We start from the raw sequence: 20,662 nt of genomic DNA on the forward strand, positions 1-20,662 counted from the left end.
GCGCATGCAAGAGCGTCTCGACAGGCTGAACAGTGATCCAACGCTGGATGATTACGAGTTCAATCTGCGCCGGGATCGTATCGAGGCGGCGCTGGATGCCAATAATTGCCCTGTAAACAATTATCAGTATCGCGATCTGCCGCGGCTGGATGAGGAAGAGCCGGGATCCTACGAGATTTATGGAGGCCGCGCACCGCAACCTGTAGGGCCTGGATCAATCCCGGTCCCCATCGAAGGCGGTCAATACCAGACTATGTGCGTTCGCACGTGTGACGGTTATTATTTTCCGCTGACCTATGAAACCGGAGCGGAGAATTTTGCGCGCGATCAGGCGCAATGCCAGGCACAATGCCCCCGGCGCGCAATTGTTCTTCAAGCCAACAGGCGAAGAGCGGCCGCAAGCCATGATTTCTCTGGGTGGCCAGGCTTACCGGGATATGCCGAATGCTTTTAAATTTCGCAAGGCTGGTGCTAATGCCACGCCGCAATGCACATGCCAGAAAACAGCCGGCAATTTTTCGACCATGGGCAATCCGCGTGAACTGGCGAAACAACCGCCAAAACCAGTTTCGCCGCCAGTCGCGCGTCCCGCACCACAAACTCCGCCGATTGCGCCAGCGCATCCGCAACAGCCAACAGTGACAAAGCAGGAGCCGCTTCCCGCTGCGACACCGCCCGCAAAACCGGCATTGACGGAACCTGCAAAGCCCAATGAACAACCGCCGGTTCAGACCAAGATTGAACCTTCGACCCTTCCAACAAAGCCAGTTGAAAAGCCATCATCCATCATTGAATTGGGCAAGCCCGCAGCGGCGCCCAACGAAGCGCCACTGCCCAAACCGTTGAGCGTGGACAAGCCAATCGATCCGAACCGCAAGGTCAGGGTCGTCGGGCCAACGTTCCTTCCCGACCAAGGAGGGGCAAAAGATCCGCAAGCTCAGGACCGGAAGATCGCCCCGTAAGCGCAATACGCAAAGGCATGAACAATCCTTTGCCTTTACGCCCGCTCTGTACCTTCACAGCATCGGTCCATGATTTCCAAGTCTCATGGTTCCAAGGCTCGGATGGCAGAACATCGAAAGCAGCGCGCACGAAGTCGCGATCCTCATCGGCCAGAGGCTCATCGCTCGCAGGGCCATTTTTGACAATTGCCCACCACTGCGCGGCATCGGATACGAAGGTAAGATTGCTGCGCACAGCCAGCCAGAACGCCTCTGCATCATCACCTTGAATGCCGAGAGCAGCAAGCCTGTCTTTGGCATCGCTAAAGGGCATGGCGTGGATCAGCGCTCGGTTGAGCGCGTCCAGATCAGCAGGGTCAAACTTCGAGGATGATTTCGACGTGGAAGCCGGATCGAATATCGCCGCCAACGCATTCATATCGGGCATGGCGACAACATTTTCCGAAGTGCCCGTGAGCACGGCAAGGCTTGCAACCGCCATGGGCTCATAGCCTGCGCGGCGCAGACTGCCTACCGACAATGCACCAGTACGCTTGGACAAGCCCTCGCCCGTAGCAGTCGTCAGCAGATTATGATGACCGAGCTGCGGGGACTTTGCACCCATCGCCTCAAAAATGGAAATCTGCACACCGCTATTGGTAACATGATCATCGCCCCGGATAATATGCGTGATGTTCATGTCGATATCGTCGACAACAGAGGTGAATGTATAAAGATAGGTACCATCTTCGCGGATCAGCACCGGATCGGACAGCGATGCCAGGTCGACAGTTTCCGGCCCGCGCACCAGATCGTCCCAATGCACTTCTGTACGTACCGGGGCGAAAGGGTCGTCCTTGAAATTCGGCAGAAGGAAACGCCAATGCGGGCGCTTTCCTTCCGCCTCCAGCTTGGCTTTGTCTTCGTCCGACAGCTTCAGCGCGTCGCGGCCATAGACTGGCGGCAGACGTCGCGCGAGCCGCAGCTTGCGTTTCAAATCAAGTTCTTCGGCAGTTTCATAGCAGGGATACAGAAGACCAGCGGCCTTCAATCTTTCGGCTGCTGCCGCGTATTCAGCAAACCGCTTCGACTGATATTCGACGCGAAAAGGTTTGATACCCAGCCATTCAACATCTTCGGCAATGGCTTCGACATATTCGGTCTTGGAGCGCTCGACGTCCGTATCGTCGAAACGCAGGACCATTTGTCCGCCATTTTTCAGCGCAAACAGCCAGTTGAACAAGGCAGTGCGTGTATTGCCAATATGGATATAGCCCGTAGGCGATGGTGCAAAACGTACGATTGGGGTCATGATCGGGGCATATCGGATGCGGCGATGAATGGCAATATGGGCCGCGTTTTCACGCGGCCCATATTGTTAGCTGTCCTGAAGCATGAGGCCCTTGGTCAGTTCCATCGCCTGCAATTCGAACAGACCGCGATAGATACCGCCCTTGAGCCCGATCAGCGCTTCATGGTTACCCTCTTCTGCGATGCGGCCATGGTCGAAAACCAGAAGCCGGTCGAGAGAGCGCACGGTCGACAGACGGTGAGCGATCACTAAAGTCGTCCGGCCAAGCATCAGCCGTTCCATTGCCTGCTGGATCAGCATTTCCGATTCTGAATCGAGACTGGAAGTAGCCTCGTCCAGAATAAGAACCGGTGCATCCGCGAGGAATGCACGGGCAATGGCAACACGCTGGCGCTCACCACCGGAAAGCTTCACACCGCGCTCGCCAACGAGCGTGCTGTAGCCTTTCGGCAGATTGGTGATGAACTCATGCGCACTTGCCTGTCGCGCAGCTTCCTCCACCTCGGCCTGCGTTGCTCCCGGCCTTGCATAGGCAATGTTTTCCGCCAGCGTCCGGTGAAACAGGATCGGCTCCTGCTGCACGATGGCAATTTGCTGGCGTAACGACGCCTGTCTGACATCGGCAATGTCCTGACCGTCAATGCGGATCTGACCGGACTGCACATCATGCAGACGCTGGATCAGCTTGACGAATGTGGATTTGCCCGAGCCCGAATGCCCGACCAGACCAACCCGCTCGCCTGCCCGGATCGTTACCGAAAACCGGTCATAGAGCGGCAGTCTGTGCGCGCCATAATGGAACGTCACATTGTCGAACTCGATCTTGCCATTGGTGATCTGTATCGGCTTTGCGCCGGGTCGATCATCAATGCCCAGTGGTTGACTCTGAATATCAACCAGCTCTTCCATGTCATTGACAGAACGCTGCAAATTGCGAATGTCCATGCCAACTTCGCGCAAATAGCCCTGCAAGATGAAGAACGAGGTGAGCACGAAGGTAATGTCACCCGCACTTGCATGGCCTTTGGACCATAGAAGCAAGGCGGAGCCAATCATTGAAGCTCTCAATACAAGAAGCATCGAGCCCTGTGTTGTGCCGTTGATCGTTCCGCGCCGCCAGGTACGCGCCGTACGGTCACGCCACTTCGCCACGACCTTGGCAAGACGTGCATCTTCGCGCGCCTCAGCACCAAAGCCTTTGACAACCATATTGCAGCTAACCGCATCGGCCAATGCACCGCCAAGCTTTGTGTCCCAACGATTGGCAAGACTTGCCATTGGAGCAACAAAGCCAAGTGACATCAGCACTGTAACGACAACGAACAGCAGTGAACCAAGACCGACAATGATGCCCATGACAGGCCAATACCAGGCCATAAGCACTGTCGAGCCGATAAGCATGATGATGGACGGAAACAGCGCCAACAACAGCGTATCGTTCAACAGATCAAGCGCCCACATGCCCCGCGTGACCTTGCGAACCGTAGAGCCGGCAAAGCTATTGGCATGCCAGTCGGTCGAGAAACGCTGGATACGGTAGAAGGCATTTGCAGCAATATCGGACATCATTTTCAATGTCAGCTTGACCACCGTCAAGAAAATGATGTGCCGCAAGACAATCGCCCCGAACGACAGGGCAATCAGCGTTGAAAAGGCTGCTATTGCAGCATTCCATGCCAGTTCGTCCTGCGGACTGCCTTTGACGATGGCGTCAACGAGCCGCCCCGAATAAAGCGGGGTCAACACATCGGCCAATGTCGACAGCAACACTGCGACAAGCGTTAGCGACAGGCGCAAAGGTTGTGCCTGCCAATGTTTCCAGGTGAATCCGAGAACGCTGCGGAAAGCTCCGCCCCGGATGGCGAGTCGAAAAAAAGCCATGACAATTGTCCGGTACATAAGCACCGGCCTCAATAGGAATTGTAGAAGAAAGATGCCGCGAGTAGGAAAGTGAATCAGTACGGCATTGTGGTCTGGCGACTTGACCGAATACGGACAAGGCCAATGTCGGCGATGAGTTCTTGACTTGTGAAGCCAATAGAAAAGCCAGAAGGCTTTTCGCCGTCACATATCAGAAACTGGCGCCGCCCCGTGGGGACATGATGAAAGCTGCCATTCTTAAACCTCCCGGTCGAAATTGCCGGAGATTGGCTTATAGATGAATCGCTTTGCGTCGCCAAGCGCCTATTTTTTGGGCAAATGGCTTTGATTGGCTGGTGCGGCCAGATTGCAACAGTTCGCTTACTGCCTGTCACGGAACCTGTTGGTGATCGGATAACGGCGGTCACGACCGAAATTTTTCTTCGTGACCTTCACACCCGGAGCCGACTGGCGACGCTTATATTCGGCAATGTAGAGCAGATGTTCGATACGCTCGACCGTGGCCCGCTCGTGCCCGCGCGCAACGATTTCATCCACCCCCATCTCGTTTTCGACCAGGCATTCGAGGATGTCATCGAGAACCGGGTAAGGCGGCAAAGAATCCTGGTCCGTCTGGTTTTCGCGCAGCTCCGCCGAGGGCGCCTTGCTGATGATATTGACGGGGATCACTTCTCCTGAGGGGCCAAGACCACCGGCAGGCACATTCTTGTTGCGCCATTCGGACATGGAATAGACCTGCATTTTGTACAGATCTTTAATGGGATTATAGCCGCCATTCATGTCGCCATAAAGCGTGGCATAACCGACGGACATTTCTGACTTGTTGCCGGTCGTCACAACCATGGAGCCAAACTTATTGGAAATAGCCATCAAGATTGTACCGCGGGCGCGGCTTTGCAGATTTTCTTCAGTAATTCCTTCCTTGGTACCTTCGAATGTCGGCCCCAACGCCCTGAGAAAACCTTCCACCGGCTCGAAGATCGGCACTATGTCATAGCGGCAACCGAGCAATCTTGCGCAATCCTCGGCGTCTTTCAGCGAATCCTTGGATGTGTAGGTGTAGGGCATCATAACAGCGCGAAGCCGCTCTTCACCCAGCGCATCAACGGCCAGAGCGGCGCAGATCGCTGAATCGATACCGCCGGAAAGTCCCAGCACCACGTCCTTGAAGCCATTCTTGTTGACGTAATCGCGCAGGCCGAGCATGCAGGCGCGGTAGTTTGCCTCCTCCCCCTCCGGGATACGTGACATCGGGCCTTCGCCACAGCTCCAGCCATCTTTGCCACGACGCCATGTGGTGACAATCAGCTGTTCCTCAAATTGCGACATTTGGAACGCGAGATTCTTGTCGGCATTGAAGGCAAATGAAGCGCCGTCAAAAATCAAATCATCCTGCCCGCCAAGCTGGTTCGCAAAAATCAGCGGCAGTCCGGTTTCAATGACCTGACGCAATGCCACCTGATGGCGCACATCGACCTTACCGCGATAGTAGGGAGAGCCATTCGGCACGCAAAGTATTTCCGCGCCGCTTTCGGCCAGCGTTTCGCAAACGCCCAGCTCGCCCCATATATCTTCACAAATCGGTATGCCGATGCGGATGCCCCTGAAATTGACGGGACCCGGCATCGGCCCCGGCTGGAACACACGCTTCTCATCGAATTCGCCATAGTTTGGCAGATCAACTTTGAAACGCTCGGCAATAACCTTGCCGCCATCCAGAACCATGACAGAATTGTGCAGACCTGTTTCGCGCCGCAGCGGCACACCAATAATGACACCTGGACCTCCATCACCGGTATCCTCGGCAAAATCCTGAACTGCCTTCTCGCAAGCCGCGATAAAGGCCTTTTTCAGCACCAGATCCTCTGGCGGGTAGCCGGAAATGAACAGTTCCGTAAACAGCACAAGATCAGCGCCCTGCCGCGCAGCATCGGCTCTGGCTTCGCGCGCTTTGGCAAGATTGCCCCTGATGTCACCCAGAACCGGATTGAGTTGGGCAATGGCGATACGGAGGATATCAGGATTTTTGCTCATTATGAACATATATCGTTTCGTTGATGGAAAAACAATGTTGCCATGAAGCGTATCACAGGAAAGATACGTGCCAGAGCAAATAGAGCCAGACGATGGCAACAAGGATAACCGAGATCAGCACCGCGAGCGAACCGCAATCTTTAGCGATCTGGATTTCCTTGTGAAAGTCGCGCGAAACTGCATCGCAAGCCGCCTCAATGCCCGTGTTTAAAACTTCCACCATAATCAGAAAGAGCAACGAGCCGGTTAGAAGCAGGAAAACGAGTACAGAGGGGGCTATAAAAGCGGCAATGGGAATGGACAGGAAAAACAGGACGAGTTCCTGTTGCACTGCCTTTTCGTGCGCGGCAAGATGCTTGAGTGCCCGCATAGAATTGATAAATGCCATAACAAGCCGGTGCATGCCCTGCCCCTGAATATTCTAGAGAATTTCAGTTAAACGGAATCGCGGAAATATTCCAGATCGCCGAATAACGTGACAAGCGCAATGTGGCGATTCGTCAACCCGCATCAATGCTTTGGCGGGCCACTACAACACCGCTGCTGCTTTTTTCGTACTGCGGCAGGCCATCGGCAATTTCGTAGTAATCGCCTTTGTCAGCAACGAAAATATGGACTTCACCCTCAAGACTTGTGGGACTATCGAAGGCTCCAGCCATAACTGAGATGTAGTCAAGCTCATTGTGCTTCCAGAACAGGACAGAGCCGCAATATTTGCAGAAGCCGCGCCGGGCAAACTCACTGGCGGCATACCAACTGATATTTTCTTTTCCGGATATATTAATGCAGTCATCCTGCACGTTCGTCGCTGCGTAATGATGGCCGGACTGTTTACGGCATTGCGAGCAATGGCAGTAGACTATGCCACGAAGAGGACCCCGCGTTTCAAAGTGCACTTTTCCGCAAAGGCACGAGCCTTTATGCAATTCCGTCATCAAATGGTCCTCCTTGCAGGACTGGAGAATAGCCGTGCGCAAGCCCGCCTGCTTTTACATTCACGCCTTGGCTGATCGTTTTGACGACAGCACCAGCAGGAGCGCACCAAGCAGAGCCGACAGCAAAGAGCCAAGCAGAACGCCGAGCTTCGTTTCATCCTGAAGCAAGGGCGAATTGGCATAAGCGAGCAACCCGATAAACAGGCTCATCGTAAAGCCAATGCCGCAAAGGGTAGAGACGCCATACATTTGCATCCAATTTGCGCCGGCGGGACGCTCAGCCAGCCGCATTTTGATGGCAAGCCATGCAAAGGAAAACACGCCAAGCTGTTTGCCTACAAACAGGCCGGCTGCAACACCAAGCGGCACCGGATCGGCCAGATTGGAGAGCGAGACGCCGCTGAACGAAACACCTGCGTTGGCAAATCCGAATATCGGCACAATTGCAAAAGCGACCCATGGCTGGATGGCATGCTCAAGCTTGAGAAGCGGCGAATCCGCCTCGCCCTTTTCCCCTTTCATGGGGATAGTCAAAGCAAGAAGCACACCTGCAATCGTCGCATGAATGCCGGATTTGAAAACCAGTATCCAGAGAATTACACCAAGCACGACATAGGCCCAGAGCCTGACCATGCCCATGAAATTTATCGCCATAAGGAGTGCAAAAACGACGGCGACACCGGAGAGGGCCGGTATGTTCAAGCCTTGCGAATAGAACAGCGCGATAATGATGACCGCACCCAGATCATCGATAATGGCAAGCGCCGTCAGAAATACTTTCAACGACATTGGAACGCGTGACCCGAGCAGCGAAAGCACGCCGAGCGAGAAAGCAATGTCTGTGGCCGATGGTATAGCCCAGCCCCGGATGGTATCGCCTTCATTGAAGGCAACGAAAATCAGAGCTGGAACGACCATCCCGCCAACGGCAGCAAAGCCGGGAAGTGCTCGCCGCGACCAGTTTGACAATTGTCCGCTGATCATCTCACGTTTGATCTCAAGGCCGACCAGCAGGAAAAACACTGCCATCAGCGCGTCATTTACCCAATGCAGGACGCTTAATCCGCCAACATACCAATGAAGCAAATCAAAATATGTCTGACTGAGCGGAGAATTGGCGATGATCAACGCCAGCGCAGCAACCACCATGAGAATGATGCCGCCAGCGGCCTCGCTTGCCATGAATGAACGGAAGGATGCTGACAGACGGACTCGGCGGGGCGTTTTCGTGTTCATACCGCTTTGATAGTATTCGAAGTAAGAAAACTCCACCCCAAAGTGGTTTGTAATGACATGATTGTGAGAATAGAGTTTTCTGCGTTTATAAGGACGTCACTGTCGCGGATAGAACCTCAAAATTCCGGCTAGTTCCGAACTTGCATCCTTTCCCCTGTCGGAAGGATGACTGGTGCCGTCATTTACAGGCATTTCTTCAAAATCAAAGGGGCTGATACCCTCAAGACATGCAGCATTAACGCCGTATTCCTGTGGATTTGAGCGGCGCTGATGATGCGTATAGATCCCGCATTTTGAACAGAAATAATGCTTGGCTGTATTCGTATTGAATTGATAAAGTGTCAGCGCGTCTTCGCCTTGCAATATTGTGATGTCACTAATATTGGCGCTCACGGCAACCGCACCACGCATCCGACAATAGGAGCAGGTGCATCTGCGAGCACTGTGCAAGCCATTCTTCAGTCGCACATGGAACCGAACAGTGCCGCAATGGCAGGCGCCATCGATTTCGTTGATATTCTTGTCCATGACACCTCCTGCGCTGTACCTTACCCCTAAAACAATAATGGCGGCCACGTAGGCCGCCATTAAATTTTAAGTTAGTTTGATCAGCCGTTTGCAGCCATTTTCTGTGGCTGGCTGTCACGTTCCTTCTTGAGAAGCTCGGCAACCAGAAAAGCAAGCTCCAAAGCCTGATCGGCATTAAGGCGCGGATCACAATGGGTGTGGTAGCGATCCTGCAAATCTTCCGCAGATATAGCGCGCGCACCACCCGTGCACTCCGTCACATTATTGCCTGTCATCTCAATGTGGATGCCGCCTGGATATGTTCCCTCGGCATGATGAACTGCAAAAAAGCCCTCAACCTCCTTAAGGATGCGGTCGAATGGACGTGTCTTGTAGCCATTGGCAGTGATGGTATTGCCATGCATCGGATCACAGGACCAGACAACATTGCGGCCTTCCTTTTGCACGGCACGGATCAGCTTTGGCAAATGATCTCCAACCTTGTCGTGACCGAAGCGGGCAATCAATGTCAGGCGACCAGCCTCGTTTGCAGGATTGAGCAGATCAATCAGACGCAAAAGATCGTCGGGCTCCAAGCTTGGTCCGCACTTGAGGCCAAGCGGGTTCTTGATGCCACGGCAGTATTCAATATGCGCGTGATCAGCCTGACGGGTACGATCACCGATCCAGATCATGTGACCGGACGTGCCATACCAGTCGCCCGAAGTAGAATCGACGCGGGTCAAAGCCTCTTCATAGCCAAGCAGCAGCGCTTCATGGCTGGTGTAGAAGTCCGTTTCACGCAGTTGCGCATTTGTTTCAGCAGTGATGCCAACAGCACGCATGAAATCGACCGTATCGGCGATGCGGCGTGCAAGCATGCCATAGCGCTCGCCTTGCGGACTGTCGGCCACGAAGCCAAGCATCCACTGGTTGACGTTCTCCAGATTGGCATAGCCGCCTTGCGCGAAGGCACGCAAAAGATTGAGCGTTGCCGCAGACTGACGGTATGCCATTTCCTGGCGTGCAGGATCCGGAATACGCGATTGCTCGGTGAACTCGGTGCCATTGATGATATCACCGCGATAGATTGGCAGTTCAATACCATTCTTGGTTTCCGTGTCCGAGGAACGCGGCTTGGCGAACTGGCCCGCAATACGGCCAACCTTGACGATGGGCTGTGAGGCACCGAAGGTCAGAACAACTGCCATTTGCAGGAACACGCGGAAAAAGTCGCGAATATTGTCGGCGCCGTGTTCGGCGAAGCTTTCGGCGCAATCACCACCCTGCAGCAGGAAGCTTTCACCACGCGAGACAGCGGCGAGCTGCTTCTTCAGCTTGCGTGCCTCACCTGCAAAAACCAGCGGTGGATATGTCCGAAGACGGGCCTCGACATCGCTCAGAGCCTGAGCGTCCGGATAAAAAGGCACCTGCTTGATCGGTTTGCCTCTCCAGGAAGTCGGTGTCCAGTTCTTGGTCATTATTGCACCTGTTACTTGCTTTCCACTTTGGTAGCGTTTGTTTGAATTTTTCCGGTCATGCCGGAAGGCGCTCATATAGTCCAATTACGCCTGTGATACCAGTCCCGTTAACAATTACCCCGCTCATCTCTTTTGGTCATTGTGAGAAGTGCCCATCTATATTACCTTAACGTAAAAGTAAGTGTGGGAGGCTGCGATGCAGGAGATTGCTTTTAAGGCTGAAGATGGGTTTCCCTTGCGCGGCACTGTGTTCAGCGGGCCGGGGCAAAAGCCAGCGGTTCTGATCTCTTCTGCTGCCGCGGTTCCTGACAGTTTTTATCGGCATTTTGCCAACAGATTGCTCGAGCTCGGCGCTTCTCACGTACTCACTTACGATTATCGCGGAGTAGCGAAATCACAAGTTCCCAAAGGCTGGAAGCCCCGCCTCCACATGAAGGATTGGGCAGTTCTGGACATGCCTGCGGCGCTGGACGAGCTTAAAAAAGCATCCGGTAACAAACCAATTGTCGGTATTGGCCATTCCTTTGGCGGGGTCGCGCTCGGCCTATGCAACCGTTCAGTTGATTTTGAGCGATATACCACCCTCGCCTCGCTGTCGGGTTACTATCGCAACACTGCCGAGCCCATTGCCGTCTTTGCCAGAATGAACCTCCTGGGCGTGCCGCTCACATATCCGCTTGGACGATTGCCCAAATGGAGCGGAATAGGCGAAGCCCTTCCCGGCAGCATTTTCCGTGACTGGGCGCGTTGGTGCCGCAATCGGAACTTCTTATTCGAAGACCCAAAAGTTCCTGAAGCACGGCATTTTTCAGCAGTGGAGATACCGGTTCTGGGCATTGGCATAAATGACGACCCTTGGGGAACGCCAAGGGCTGTTCGATTATTCCTCGAAAGGCTGGTGAATGCAGATGTTCACGAGCTTTGGTTATCACCGGAAAACCGCGCCGATCAGATCGGCCATCTTGGTTATTTCCGCAAAACCCGCGCTGAAACTCTCTGGCCAGACGTGATGGGCTGGTTGCTGAACGGGACGCTGCCCACAAACGCCATAAAACGCGTCGGCGCTCGTGCAGCATAAGACCAAGGTGGTGCTTTAAACGGAGACAATATTCCTTACTATCGTTCCATTATTTTGATTTCTCTTATTTATTGTACGTACAATATATGATAATCATTTGGGACGAACCGAAGCGTTTAAAAAACCTGTTGAAGCATGAGCTCGACTTTGCCGACCTGGACATAGAATTCCTTGCTGAAGCACAGGTTGTATCGGCAAATCATCACCGGCTAAAAGCGACGGGCCTATTCTATGGCCAGATCATCGCAGTTGTTTTTGTGGCTCTCGGTACCGAAGCGATATCGATAATATCAATGCGTCTGGCAAGTCGATTGGAGAGGAGAATATATGAACATTCCCAATAGGCGTGTGAGCCCCCTTAGCGACGAGGAAGAGGCAAAAATTCAGGCTGGCATTGCAAATGATCCAGATAATCCTGAGTGGACGGAGGAAGAACTGAAGAATGCGCGCCCATTTCGCGAAGTTTTCCCTGAATTGGCGAAAAAAATCGATGAGGAAATCGCCAAACGTGGCCGCCCGCTTTCTGCCACGACCAAACAGCCGGTAACGATACGTCTTGATCCTGACGTGATTGCCAAGTTCAAAGCGACCGGGAAGGGCTGGCAGTCCAGGATTAACGAAGTGCTCCGGCAAGCAAAAGTTTAATTTCCATCAAATTCAGTCGACGCGTTCGCCTTTAATAAGGCGATAGCTAGGCTTGTACATTGTAACAAGCTCCTCCGAAGCGGTCGGGTGAACCGCCATTGTCCGGTCAAAATCGTCTTTGGTGCAGCCCGCTTTGATCGGAATGCCCAAAAGCTGCGCCATTTCGCCAGCATCCGGCCCAAGGATATGGGCACCCACCACTTTGCGGCTCGCCGCATCGACAATGAGCTTGGTCAGCATCCTTTCTGTTGACCCGGAGAGCGTATTGCGCATCGGGCGGAACAAGGCCCTGTAGACTTCAACCTCGTCGAACTTCTTGGCGGCTTCCTCTTCCGAGAGACCCACCGTACCGATCTCGGGCTGCGAAAACACCGCCGTCGCGATATCATTGTGGTCAGGCTTGGTGGGATTATCCTTGAATGCCGTTTCAAGAAAACACATGGCTTCGTGAATGGCCACAGGGGTTAGCTGTACGCGATTTGTTACATCGCCAACCGCCCAGATATTTCCAACAGTCGTGCGTGAATAGTCGTCAACCTTAATGGCGCCAATCTCATCAACTTCGACGCCGACCTGCTCCAGACCGAGCATTTTTGTGTTCGGCACACGCCCAATTGCCAACATGACCTGATCTGCAACAAGTTCGTCATCTGACGATAAATGCACGTCGAGGCGACCGTCAGTATTACGCTTGACCTCTTTCAATATTTCGCCGCAGCGGATTTTTATGCCTTTGGCTTCCATCGCCTCGTGCAAAAGATGCCGCAGATCATGGTCGAACCGCGAAAGTATCTCCTTGCCACGATAGACAAGGGTGACGTCGACACCCAGGCCGTGGAAGATATTTGCAAACTCGACAGCTATATAACCCCCACCGGCGATTATAATGGCCTTCGGCAGCTGTTCCAGATGAAATGCCTCGTTGGAGCTTATGCAAAACTCGTAGCCCGGCAATGCGGCATGCGGGTTTGGGTGCCCACCAACAGCGATCAATATCTGATCAGCCGTAATGCGCTTACCGGTTTTGAGGATTTCAATTGTGTGAGCGTCGATCAGCACTGCTCGGCTGTCAAATATCTCGACATGCGAATTATCCAGCCCCTTGCGATACAGCCCTTCCAGCCGCGCAATCTCACGATCCTTGTTGGCAACCAGCGTGGCCCAGTCAAAGCTGACAGGTCCAACCGTCCAGCCATAACCAGCGGCTGCTTCAAAATGCTCTGGAAACTGCGAGGCATAAACAAACAGTTTTTTGGGAACGCAGCCGCGTATGACACAAGTTCCGCCCATGCGAAACTCTTCGGCAAGGCCGACCTTTTTGCCCATTGCGCCCGCAAGCCTGCCAGCGCGAACACCCCCGGACCCTCCCCCGATAACAAAAAGGTCGTAGTCATATGATGTCATGGGGGAGCACTCCGAATCTTTGCCTGAGCAACTATATGGGACTTATCCAAACGATTTAAAAGCACAAAGCCCGGCTTGAACCGGGCTTTGAAATCAAGTTACCGTAGAGTTAGCTCACGGCTTGGGGGCTTCCGGTGCTGCGGGAGCAGGCGATGTTGCCGCCGCTGCTGCAACAACCTTTTCGGCAACAGCCTGAGCCAGATCGCGGGCTATACCGCGCTGCCAGATGCCGGCGGCCTTCAGAACTTCACGCGTAACAATCGGGCCTTCCGAAAGGAGCTTTTTTCCAGCTGGAGAATTGTAAAAACCAGTGATGGCATTCAGGTCTTCTTCAGTGAAAGAAACAGCATATGCACGGGCTGCTTCGTTTTCGAGATCACCGCGACGCGAAGCCAAAACCAGAGCCTGTTCATCGACAGTGGTGCTGATGATCGATTCCAGGTTCGGGTCTTTCTGGATCAGCTCCGACTTCAGCTGCTGGGCAACCATTGGCAAAATTGTATCGAATTGATCGGTGGTCTTGATAGCCGTAACAGCGGCGCGTGCAGCAGCCAGATGTGATGGAGTGATCTCCTGCGCTTGTGCAGAATAAACACCGCCCAGCATGATTGCGATGGACAAGGGTGCAATCAAGCGGCGAAAGCCAGTTGCTCGGTTCATGAATTTATCGCTCCGTTTTTCGTTGTACGCGTCTCACCCGAAACATCTCCAAGCTTGCAGATGAAACAACCAATTCTAATATTACTGCGCGCCTAGACAGATGGGGCACGCTGCAATGTTTGAATACCGTCAGCACCGGCCAATATGGCTGTATGCGCCAGATTCAGAAACAATCCATGCTCCACAACGCCGGGAATGGCATGCAAAGCATTGGACAACGCTCTTGTATCCGGAATGCGGCCAAAAGATGCATCCAGGATCAAATGTCCACCGTCCGTTACAAATGGCTCTGTAACAAATGCATCGCCTCCCGTCACCCTTAATGTAAGGGCGCCCGACAGACCCAACCCCGCAGCCACCCGCTCGATCGCCAGCTTTGTCGCGGCCAGTCCGAAGCGATTGATTTCGATGGGCAACGGAAAAGCGCCGAGCACATCGACGAACTTTGAAGCATCGGCAATTACGATCATCCGGCTTGAAGCTGCGGCAACGATCTTTTCACGCAGCAGCGCCCCTCCGCCACCTTTGATAAGGTTGAGCTGTGCATCAATCTCGTCGGCACCATCAATGGTAAGGTCAAGCTGCGGCGTTTCTTCAAGCGTTAACAAGGGCACAGAAAGCTCGCGGCAAAGCGCTGCTGTCCGTTCCGAGGTGGGCACGCCAATGACAGATATTCCCTCCTCGACTTTCTTTGCCAAAAGGCGAACAAACTCTTCTGCCGTCGATCCCGTGCCAATACCAAGACGCATGCCATCCTCGACGTAGGTCAATGCCGCAGCGGCAGCTTCGATCTTCAGTGTTCTCGGATCCATGGGTGATGCGTCCTCTTGCAGCTTTGACATGCCATCTTTTTGCATTGACATTGGGCTCCCTAACACGTCAGTCAAAAGGGTCAAGACCAGTGGTGATCGAAAAGGGATGCGAATGTTTGAATCAGACCGCTGGCCTTTTGATTTTGGCCGGTTTGACACCCACAAAGCGATTGCAGGAATAAGATGTCTCAACCCATTATAGTATTCGACCTTGATGGAACGCTGGTAGATACAGCTCCTGATCTTCTCGACAGTCTCAATCATTGTCTGAATGCAGCAGGAATGCAAAAAGTCGACCCGGTGGCGCTGCGCCGCTATGTCGGCCAGGGCGGCCGCGTCATGATCGAGCGTGCTTTTGAGGCACAGCAAAAACTCTTGAGCCCGGAACAACTCGACTGGCTTCTCGGTCTTTTTATCGAGCATTATAGTGCAAATATGCCAGGACACTCCGCGCTTTATGAAGGCGTTGCACAGGCAATGGACGAGCTTGCCAATGCCGGTTACCTCCTTGCTATTTGCACGAATAAGTTTGAAGGTTTGGCCGTATCGCTGCTGGGCCACCTTGGAGAGACATCCCGTTTCGCCGCCATTACCGGTGGTGATACATTTGCCTTCAGAAAACCAGATCCACGGCATCTCATTGAGACAATCCGGCTGGCAGGCGGAGACGTCGACAGAGCCGTGATGGTGGGTGACAGTCATACGGACATCAACACAGCCAAAGCAGCCGGAATTCCGGTGATCGCAGTCGATTTCGGCTATTCCGATATGCCGGTTGCGACTTACGATCCCAGCCGCGTCATTTCACATTATCGCGAGTTGAGCGTCGAGATGGCCGGGAATTTGATTGCTGCCGTGAACGCATAGGCCAGAGGAAGGAACAAAGCATCGTGATGTGCGTTTCTGTTGTAGAATGATGCCGACAAAATTGGTTCGTCATTAGAACGAAGTGTTTGATACTTCGGGAAACTCTGGAGGAACGATGAAAAAGCTCACTTCAATTCTGACAGCAATGGCCATGTCTGTCGGTATGCTATCGGCGGGTGCCGTTCCGGCAATTTCCGCACCGCTTGCGCCTGTGGCTATCGAAACCAGCAATGCGAATGTGCAAACCGTGCGTGATCGCAGAACCATTTTTTACAACAAGCATCAACAATATATGAGCCGTGGCGATCGCTGGCGCGGCGACAGGCATTGGCGCGGCGATCGTGGCTGGCGAGGAGATCGCGGCTGGAGAGGCGACAGATATTGGCGCGGCCATCGCGGTTGGCGTCATCATCGTCCGGGATATCGTTATTATGACGGCGCATGGTTCCCGCTGGCCGCCTTTGGCACGGGCGTGATTGTTGGCAGCACTGTTAATCGCCCGGCATATCGTGGCGTCCGTTCGCATACTCAATGGTGCTATGACCGATATCGTTCATATCGTGCGTCAGACAACACATATCAGCCCAATTACGGTCCGCGCCGCCAGTGCAACTCACCCTATTAAGGTGGTGTGACTCGATTCTTTGGCCCGGCTATCACAGCCGGGCCCATTTCTAGTTAGCCGACATCAATGAAATGCCTTCATATTAGACGAAGGCTTTTTGCTCTTGCCCATAAGATATCATAGCTGCCTAGTTTTTAGCCCCTCTTATCCGTGGCGGATGTTAACGGAGGAATGTGCTTGCATTTTTCCCCGAACGCGCTTGAATGTCAGTTGTATAAAAGGGGATTTGAGTGAAGCCATTTGACGAGATGATCAAGACCGGCGACGAGGTCCGTCCGCCATATGACCAGCTGAAAAGCTGGCTCGATACGCAAAATCCAGGCCGACTGGCGCAAAAAGCACTCGACGCTGAGAATGTTTTTCGTAAAACCGGTATTACTTTCGCCGTCTATGGCGACGAAGAGGCTGCCGAGCGGCTTATTCCTTTCGACATTATCCCGCGCATTATAACAGGCAATGAATGGCGACGCCTTTCCCAAGGTATCGAACAGCGCGTGATGGCTCTTAATGCCTTTCTTGATGACATTTATCACCGTCAGGAAATCATCCGCGCCGGGCGCATACCCCGCGAATTGTTTACACATAATGATGCTTATCTGCCGGAAATGGTCGGATTCCGCCCGCCGGGCAATGTCTATACCCATATTATTGGCGTCGATATCGTCCGCACGGCCGAAAACCAGTTCTATGTGCTTGAAGACAACGCGCGAACCCCTTCCGGCGTGTCATACATGCTGGAAAATCGCGAAACAATGATGCAGCTCTTTCCGGAACTGTTTCAGCAGATCAAGGTTCGTCCGGTAGAGACCTATCCGAAAATGCTGCGGCAATCCCTTGCTGCTGTCGCGCCGCCCGGATGCAACGGCACACCGACAATCGCGGTTCTGACACCCGGCATCTATAATTCCGCCTATTTCGAACACGCGTTCCTGGCCGATCAAATGGGTGTGGAACTGGTCGAGGGCGGCGACCTGAAGGTCGAAAATGGCAAGGTCGTCATGCGCACGACCGAAGGCAACCGCGCCATCGACGTATTGTATCGCCGCGTGGATGATTCCTATCTCGACCCCCTCACCTTCCGCCGCGACTCGGCGCTTGGCGTTGCCGGTATCATGGATGTGTATCGGTCAGGCAACATCACCATAGCCAATGCGCCGGGAACCGGGATTGCTGACGACAAGGCGCTTTATTCCTACATGCCGGAAATCGTCGAATTCTACACCGGGCGAAAGGCAATACTGGAAAACGTCCCGACTCATCGTTGTTCCGAACCGGACACGCTGAAATATGTCCTCGAAAATCTCAGCGAACTTGTGGTCAAGGAAGTGCATGGTTCCGGCGGCTATGGAATGCTGGTCGGACCGGCTGCCTCCAAAAAAGAGTGCGAGGATTTTGCACTCAAATTGAAGGCCAACCCCAAAAATTACATCGCCCAGCCAACATTGGCGCTATCGACCACACCGATCATGACGGAAAAAGGTCTCGCGCCACGCCACGTGGATTTGCGGCCTTTCGTGCTCGTTTCGGACCGTATCCGCATCACACCCGGTGGGTTGACACGCGTGGCGTTGAAGGAAGGCTCGCTGGTGGTCAACTCAAGTCAGGGAGGCGGCACAAAGGACACATGGGTGTTGGACGATTAGGTTCAATCGACTGCCGATAATTGCGGAAATAAGGGTCACCCATAAGGCCCCCGATGAATAAAAGAGGGATTTTATTAGAAAATGCTACTTGGGCGCACCGCAAACGGTCTTTACTGGATGTTTCGCTATATAGAGCGGGCAGAAAACATGGCTCGGTTGATCGATGCCGGGTTGCGCATGGCGCTGACCAAAACATCCGATGCACCCGAAGAATGGTCATCCGTATTGATGAGCGCCGGTGTGAAGATCGGTTACGACAACAAGTACAAGGAATATAACGCCAGCCTCGTTTCGGATTTTCTCCTGCGTGATCCGAGCAATCCCTCAAGTGTCATGTCCTGCGTCGAAACAGCCCGCTCAAATGCGCGCATGGTGCGTACCGCTTTGACCCGCGAAGCCTGGGAAAGCGTCAATGAAACCTGGATGGTGTTGAAGTCCACCTTGGCCTCAGCAGTTCCCGAAACAGACTTGCCACGCGTTCTCGACCAGATCAAACGTGAAACAGCAATCATTCGCGGCGCTTTTCATGGCACGATGCTGCGCAACGAGATTTTCAATTTCGCTCGGATAGGCACCTTTATTGAGCGGGCCGACAATACAGCGCGAATTCTCGACGTAAAATATTATGTGCTTCTGCCATCGATTTCCTATGTCGGTACAACGCTGGACAATTTTCAGTGGGAGTCCATTTTGCGGTCGGTTTCCGCCCATCGCTCCTATCGCTGGGTCTATGATATCGAATATAGCCCTGTGAATATTGCTGATTATCTGATCCTTAATTCACGAATGCCCCGTTCGCTGAATTTCTGCTATTCCAATATCGTCGACAATCTTAAACATCTGGCGATTGATTATGGTGCCCGGCACGAATGCCACGATATGGCAGAGGGCATCATGACGCGCCTTGAGAACAATGATATCCGCACGATCTTCGACAATGGATTGCATGAATTCCTGAGCGATCTCATCTATCAAACAACTGGCTTGAGCAGTAAAATTGCCAAAGCCTACAATTTTGATTGAAACCCATGCTTCTGAACATCCAGCATAATTCCCACTACCGCTACGATGCGCCCGTTCACTATGCCATTCAGCGGTTGCGCCTTCATCCGCAAAGCTCTCCGGGTCAGAAAGTCATCGACTGGACAGTAACCGTGGACGGCGCAACCCAGGAAGCAAATTACCGCGACGGCTATGGCAACCGGACCATGTTGATCAGTGTTGACCGGGGAACCGAAGAACTCGTGATCCGCGCCGCAGGACATGTTGAAACAGAAGACAGGAGCGGCGTTCTCGGCAAGGTCTATAATTTCATGCCGACCTGGCTCTATGAGCGCGAAACCGAACTGACGGCGGCTGGTGAGGCGATCAAGGATCTGGCAGCGGGATTGCCGGCAAAATCGGACAGGCTGGAAATATTGCATGAGTTGATGGGAGCGTTGAACCGCAAGCTGGTTTATACGCCCAACTCAACCACCATCAACACAACCGCCGAAGAGGCGCTTCGACTTGGGACCGGTGTCTGCCAGGATCATACCCATGTATTTTTGTCAGCCGCCAGACTTTTGGGTATACCTGCCCGCTATGTCTCCGGCTATCTTATGATGAACAATACGATTGAACAGACCGCCAGCCATGCTTGGGCGGAAGCACATATAGATGGGCTGGGATGGGTAGGCTTCGACGCCGCTAACGACCTTTGTCCGAACGAGACCTATGTCCGCATTGCCTGCGGGCTAGATTATCGGGAAGCAGCGCCTGTTTCCGGAATACGCTTTGGACCATCAATTGAATCACTTGCCGTCGAGGTCAATGTAGAGCAGTAATCGCTTTATATTTCGAACTTGGGATTCGCTATGACTTATTGCGTCGGGCTCAAACTGGACCGTGGGCTTGTGTTTATGTCTGACACAAGAACCAATGCGGGCGTCGACAACATTTCGACATTCAAGAAAATGTACACTTGGGCCAAAACGGGCGACCGGGTAATTACCCTTTTATCGGCCGGCAATCTAGCAACCACGCAGGCCGTTATCAGCATTCTCAACGAGCGGACGAAAACGCCCTCTGAACGCTCGCCTTCAATTTACGAGATGCCTTCGATGTTTCAGACAGCAAGGCTGGTCGGAGACACGATTCGCGATGTGATCCACCAAGTGGATAGTGGCGGTCAGAGGGCCGATTCCTTCGGAGCTTCGATTATTCTTGGTGGTCAGATAAAGGGCGGCGACCCTCGGCTTTTCCTTATTTATCCTGAGGGAAACTTTATTGAATCGACGCAGGACACGCCATTCTTCCAAATTGGCGAACATAAATATGGTAAGCCGATCATCGTGCGATCCTATGATCCTGCGATGACTTTCGAGGAAGCGACAAAGCTATTGCTGGTTTCATTTGATTCTACGTTGAAATCGAATCTGTCGGTTGGACTGCCGCTCGATCTGCAATTTTACGAATCAGACAGTTTCCGTCTCGGGTTTGAGAAGCGTATCGAGCGCAATGATCCCTATTACGAGATCGTCTCGGAAGGCTGGTCGCAGGCTTTGAAACTTGCGTTCCAGAGCCTGCCGCCCTTTGAAATCAAATCGCGCGATTAAATTC

The 20,662-nt window shown here is 53.2% G+C and carries 20 protein-coding genes and 1 pseudogene; 10 read left to right on the top strand and 11 right to left on the bottom strand.

The window, feature by feature from the left end; translation table 11 throughout:
* Positions 1–253: 253 nt before the first annotated feature.
* Positions 254–962, top strand: a pseudogene (locus QFZ34_RS22315) (DUF2865 domain-containing protein).
* Here the strand turns inward: QFZ34_RS22315 and gltX are convergent.
* From gltX to QFZ34_RS22355, 8 genes are all read right to left on the bottom strand, one after another.
* The gene (gene gltX, locus QFZ34_RS22320) at positions 880–2,253 is read right to left on the bottom strand and encodes a glutamate--tRNA ligase (protein WP_307285713.1); all 1,374 of its coding nucleotides are present in this window, start codon (positions 2,251–2,253) and stop codon (positions 880–882) included. The pseudogene QFZ34_RS22315 and the gene gltX sit on opposite strands and share 83 nt — an antisense overlap.
* Positions 2,254–2,319: 66 nt before the next feature.
* Positions 2,320–4,134: an ABC transporter ATP-binding protein gene (locus tag QFZ34_RS22325; RefSeq protein ID WP_307285716.1), complete on the bottom strand. Its 1,815-nt coding sequence runs from the start codon at positions 4,132–4,134 to the stop codon at positions 2,320–2,322.
* 360 nt (positions 4,135–4,494) lie between these two features.
* Positions 4,495–6,168, bottom strand: coding sequence for an NAD+ synthase (locus QFZ34_RS22330; protein WP_307285719.1), 1,674 nt, complete (start codon positions 6,166–6,168; stop codon positions 4,495–4,497).
* 52 nt (positions 6,169–6,220) lie between these two features.
* A complete protein-coding gene (locus QFZ34_RS22335; protein ID WP_307285722.1) occupies positions 6,221–6,571 on the bottom strand; it encodes a diacylglycerol kinase in 351 nt (116 codons plus the stop codon).
* Between the two features lie 97 nt (positions 6,572–6,668).
* Positions 6,669–7,103 (bottom strand): GFA family protein, encoded by a 435-nt coding sequence (locus tag QFZ34_RS22340; RefSeq protein WP_307285724.1) that lies wholly within the window; start codon positions 7,101–7,103, stop codon positions 6,669–6,671.
* 60 nt (positions 7,104–7,163) lie between these two features.
* Positions 7,164–8,339 (bottom strand): Na+/H+ antiporter NhaA, encoded by a 1,176-nt coding sequence (nhaA, locus tag QFZ34_RS22345; protein WP_307285728.1) that lies wholly within the window; start codon positions 8,337–8,339, stop codon positions 7,164–7,166.
* A 96-nt stretch (positions 8,340–8,435) separates the two neighbouring features.
* A complete protein-coding gene (locus QFZ34_RS22350; protein ID WP_307285731.1) occupies positions 8,436–8,867 on the bottom strand; it encodes a GFA family protein in 432 nt (143 codons plus the stop codon).
* 80 nt (positions 8,868–8,947) lie between these two features.
* Complete coding sequence (locus QFZ34_RS22355) at positions 8,948–10,327, bottom strand: class II 3-deoxy-7-phosphoheptulonate synthase (RefSeq protein ID WP_115053270.1); 1,380 nt, start codon at positions 10,325–10,327, stop codon at positions 8,948–8,950.
* Positions 10,328–10,523: 196 nt separating this feature from the next.
* Between QFZ34_RS22355 and QFZ34_RS22360 the strand changes: the two genes are divergently transcribed.
* The 3 genes from QFZ34_RS22360 to QFZ34_RS22370 all read left to right on the top strand — a co-directional run bounded on the left by QFZ34_RS22360 (position 10,524) and on the right by QFZ34_RS22370 (position 12,050).
* A complete protein-coding gene (locus QFZ34_RS22360) occupies positions 10,524–11,405 on the top strand; it encodes an alpha/beta hydrolase family protein (RefSeq protein WP_307285735.1) in 882 nt (293 codons plus the stop codon).
* An 86-nt stretch (positions 11,406–11,491) separates the two neighbouring features.
* Positions 11,492–11,749, top strand: coding sequence for a BrnT family toxin (locus QFZ34_RS22365; RefSeq protein WP_307285738.1), 258 nt, complete (start codon positions 11,492–11,494; stop codon positions 11,747–11,749).
* Positions 11,733–12,050, top strand: a complete 318-nt coding sequence (locus tag QFZ34_RS22370; protein ID WP_307285741.1) for a BrnA antitoxin family protein — start codon at positions 11,733–11,735, stop codon at positions 12,048–12,050. Before QFZ34_RS22365 ends, QFZ34_RS22370 begins: the two co-directional genes overlap by 17 nt.
* A gap of 12 nt (positions 12,051–12,062) precedes the next feature.
* On the opposite strand, the gene gor is transcribed toward QFZ34_RS22370, so the two are convergent.
* The 3 genes from gor to rpiA all read right to left on the bottom strand — a co-directional run bounded on the left by gor (position 12,063) and on the right by rpiA (position 14,926).
* Complete coding sequence (gene gor, locus QFZ34_RS22375; RefSeq protein ID WP_307285745.1) at positions 12,063–13,454, bottom strand: glutathione-disulfide reductase; 1,392 nt, start codon at positions 13,452–13,454, stop codon at positions 12,063–12,065.
* Between the two features lie 114 nt (positions 13,455–13,568).
* Positions 13,569–14,114, bottom strand: a complete 546-nt coding sequence (locus QFZ34_RS22380) for a DUF2059 domain-containing protein (RefSeq protein ID WP_115052742.1) — start codon at positions 14,112–14,114, stop codon at positions 13,569–13,571.
* Positions 14,115–14,206: 92 nt separating this feature from the next.
* Positions 14,207–14,926, bottom strand: coding sequence for a ribose-5-phosphate isomerase RpiA (rpiA, locus tag QFZ34_RS22385; protein ID WP_307285751.1), 720 nt, complete (start codon positions 14,924–14,926; stop codon positions 14,207–14,209).
* Between the two features lie 183 nt (positions 14,927–15,109).
* Here rpiA and QFZ34_RS22390 point away from each other — a divergent pair, with 183 nt between their 5' ends.
* The 6 genes from QFZ34_RS22390 to QFZ34_RS22415 all read left to right on the top strand — a co-directional run bounded on the left by QFZ34_RS22390 (position 15,110) and on the right by QFZ34_RS22415 (position 20,658).
* Positions 15,110–15,793: a phosphoglycolate phosphatase gene (locus tag QFZ34_RS22390; RefSeq protein WP_307285754.1), complete on the top strand. Its 684-nt coding sequence runs from the start codon at positions 15,110–15,112 to the stop codon at positions 15,791–15,793.
* A gap of 115 nt (positions 15,794–15,908) precedes the next feature.
* Positions 15,909–16,418: a BA14K family protein gene (locus QFZ34_RS22395; RefSeq protein WP_115052740.1), complete on the top strand. Its 510-nt coding sequence runs from the start codon at positions 15,909–15,911 to the stop codon at positions 16,416–16,418.
* 230 nt (positions 16,419–16,648) lie between these two features.
* Positions 16,649–18,061 (top strand): circularly permuted type 2 ATP-grasp protein, encoded by a 1,413-nt coding sequence (locus tag QFZ34_RS22400; protein WP_115052739.1) that lies wholly within the window; start codon positions 16,649–16,651, stop codon positions 18,059–18,061.
* A gap of 81 nt (positions 18,062–18,142) precedes the next feature.
* A complete protein-coding gene (locus QFZ34_RS22405; RefSeq protein WP_307285758.1) occupies positions 18,143–19,084 on the top strand; it encodes an alpha-E domain-containing protein in 942 nt (313 codons plus the stop codon).
* A 5-nt stretch (positions 19,085–19,089) separates the two neighbouring features.
* On the top strand, positions 19,090–19,887 hold the full coding sequence (locus QFZ34_RS22410) for a transglutaminase family protein (RefSeq protein WP_115052737.1): 798 nt from the start codon (positions 19,090–19,092) through the stop codon (positions 19,885–19,887).
* 30 nt (positions 19,888–19,917) lie between these two features.
* Positions 19,918–20,658 (top strand): proteasome-type protease, encoded by a 741-nt coding sequence (locus QFZ34_RS22415; protein WP_115052736.1) that lies wholly within the window; start codon positions 19,918–19,920, stop codon positions 20,656–20,658.
* The last annotated feature ends 4 nt before the right edge of the window (positions 20,659–20,662 follow it).

The organism is Phyllobacterium ifriqiyense (assembly GCF_030817885.1).
Lineage (GTDB): Bacteria > Pseudomonadota > Alphaproteobacteria > Rhizobiales > Rhizobiaceae > Phyllobacterium > Phyllobacterium ifriqiyense.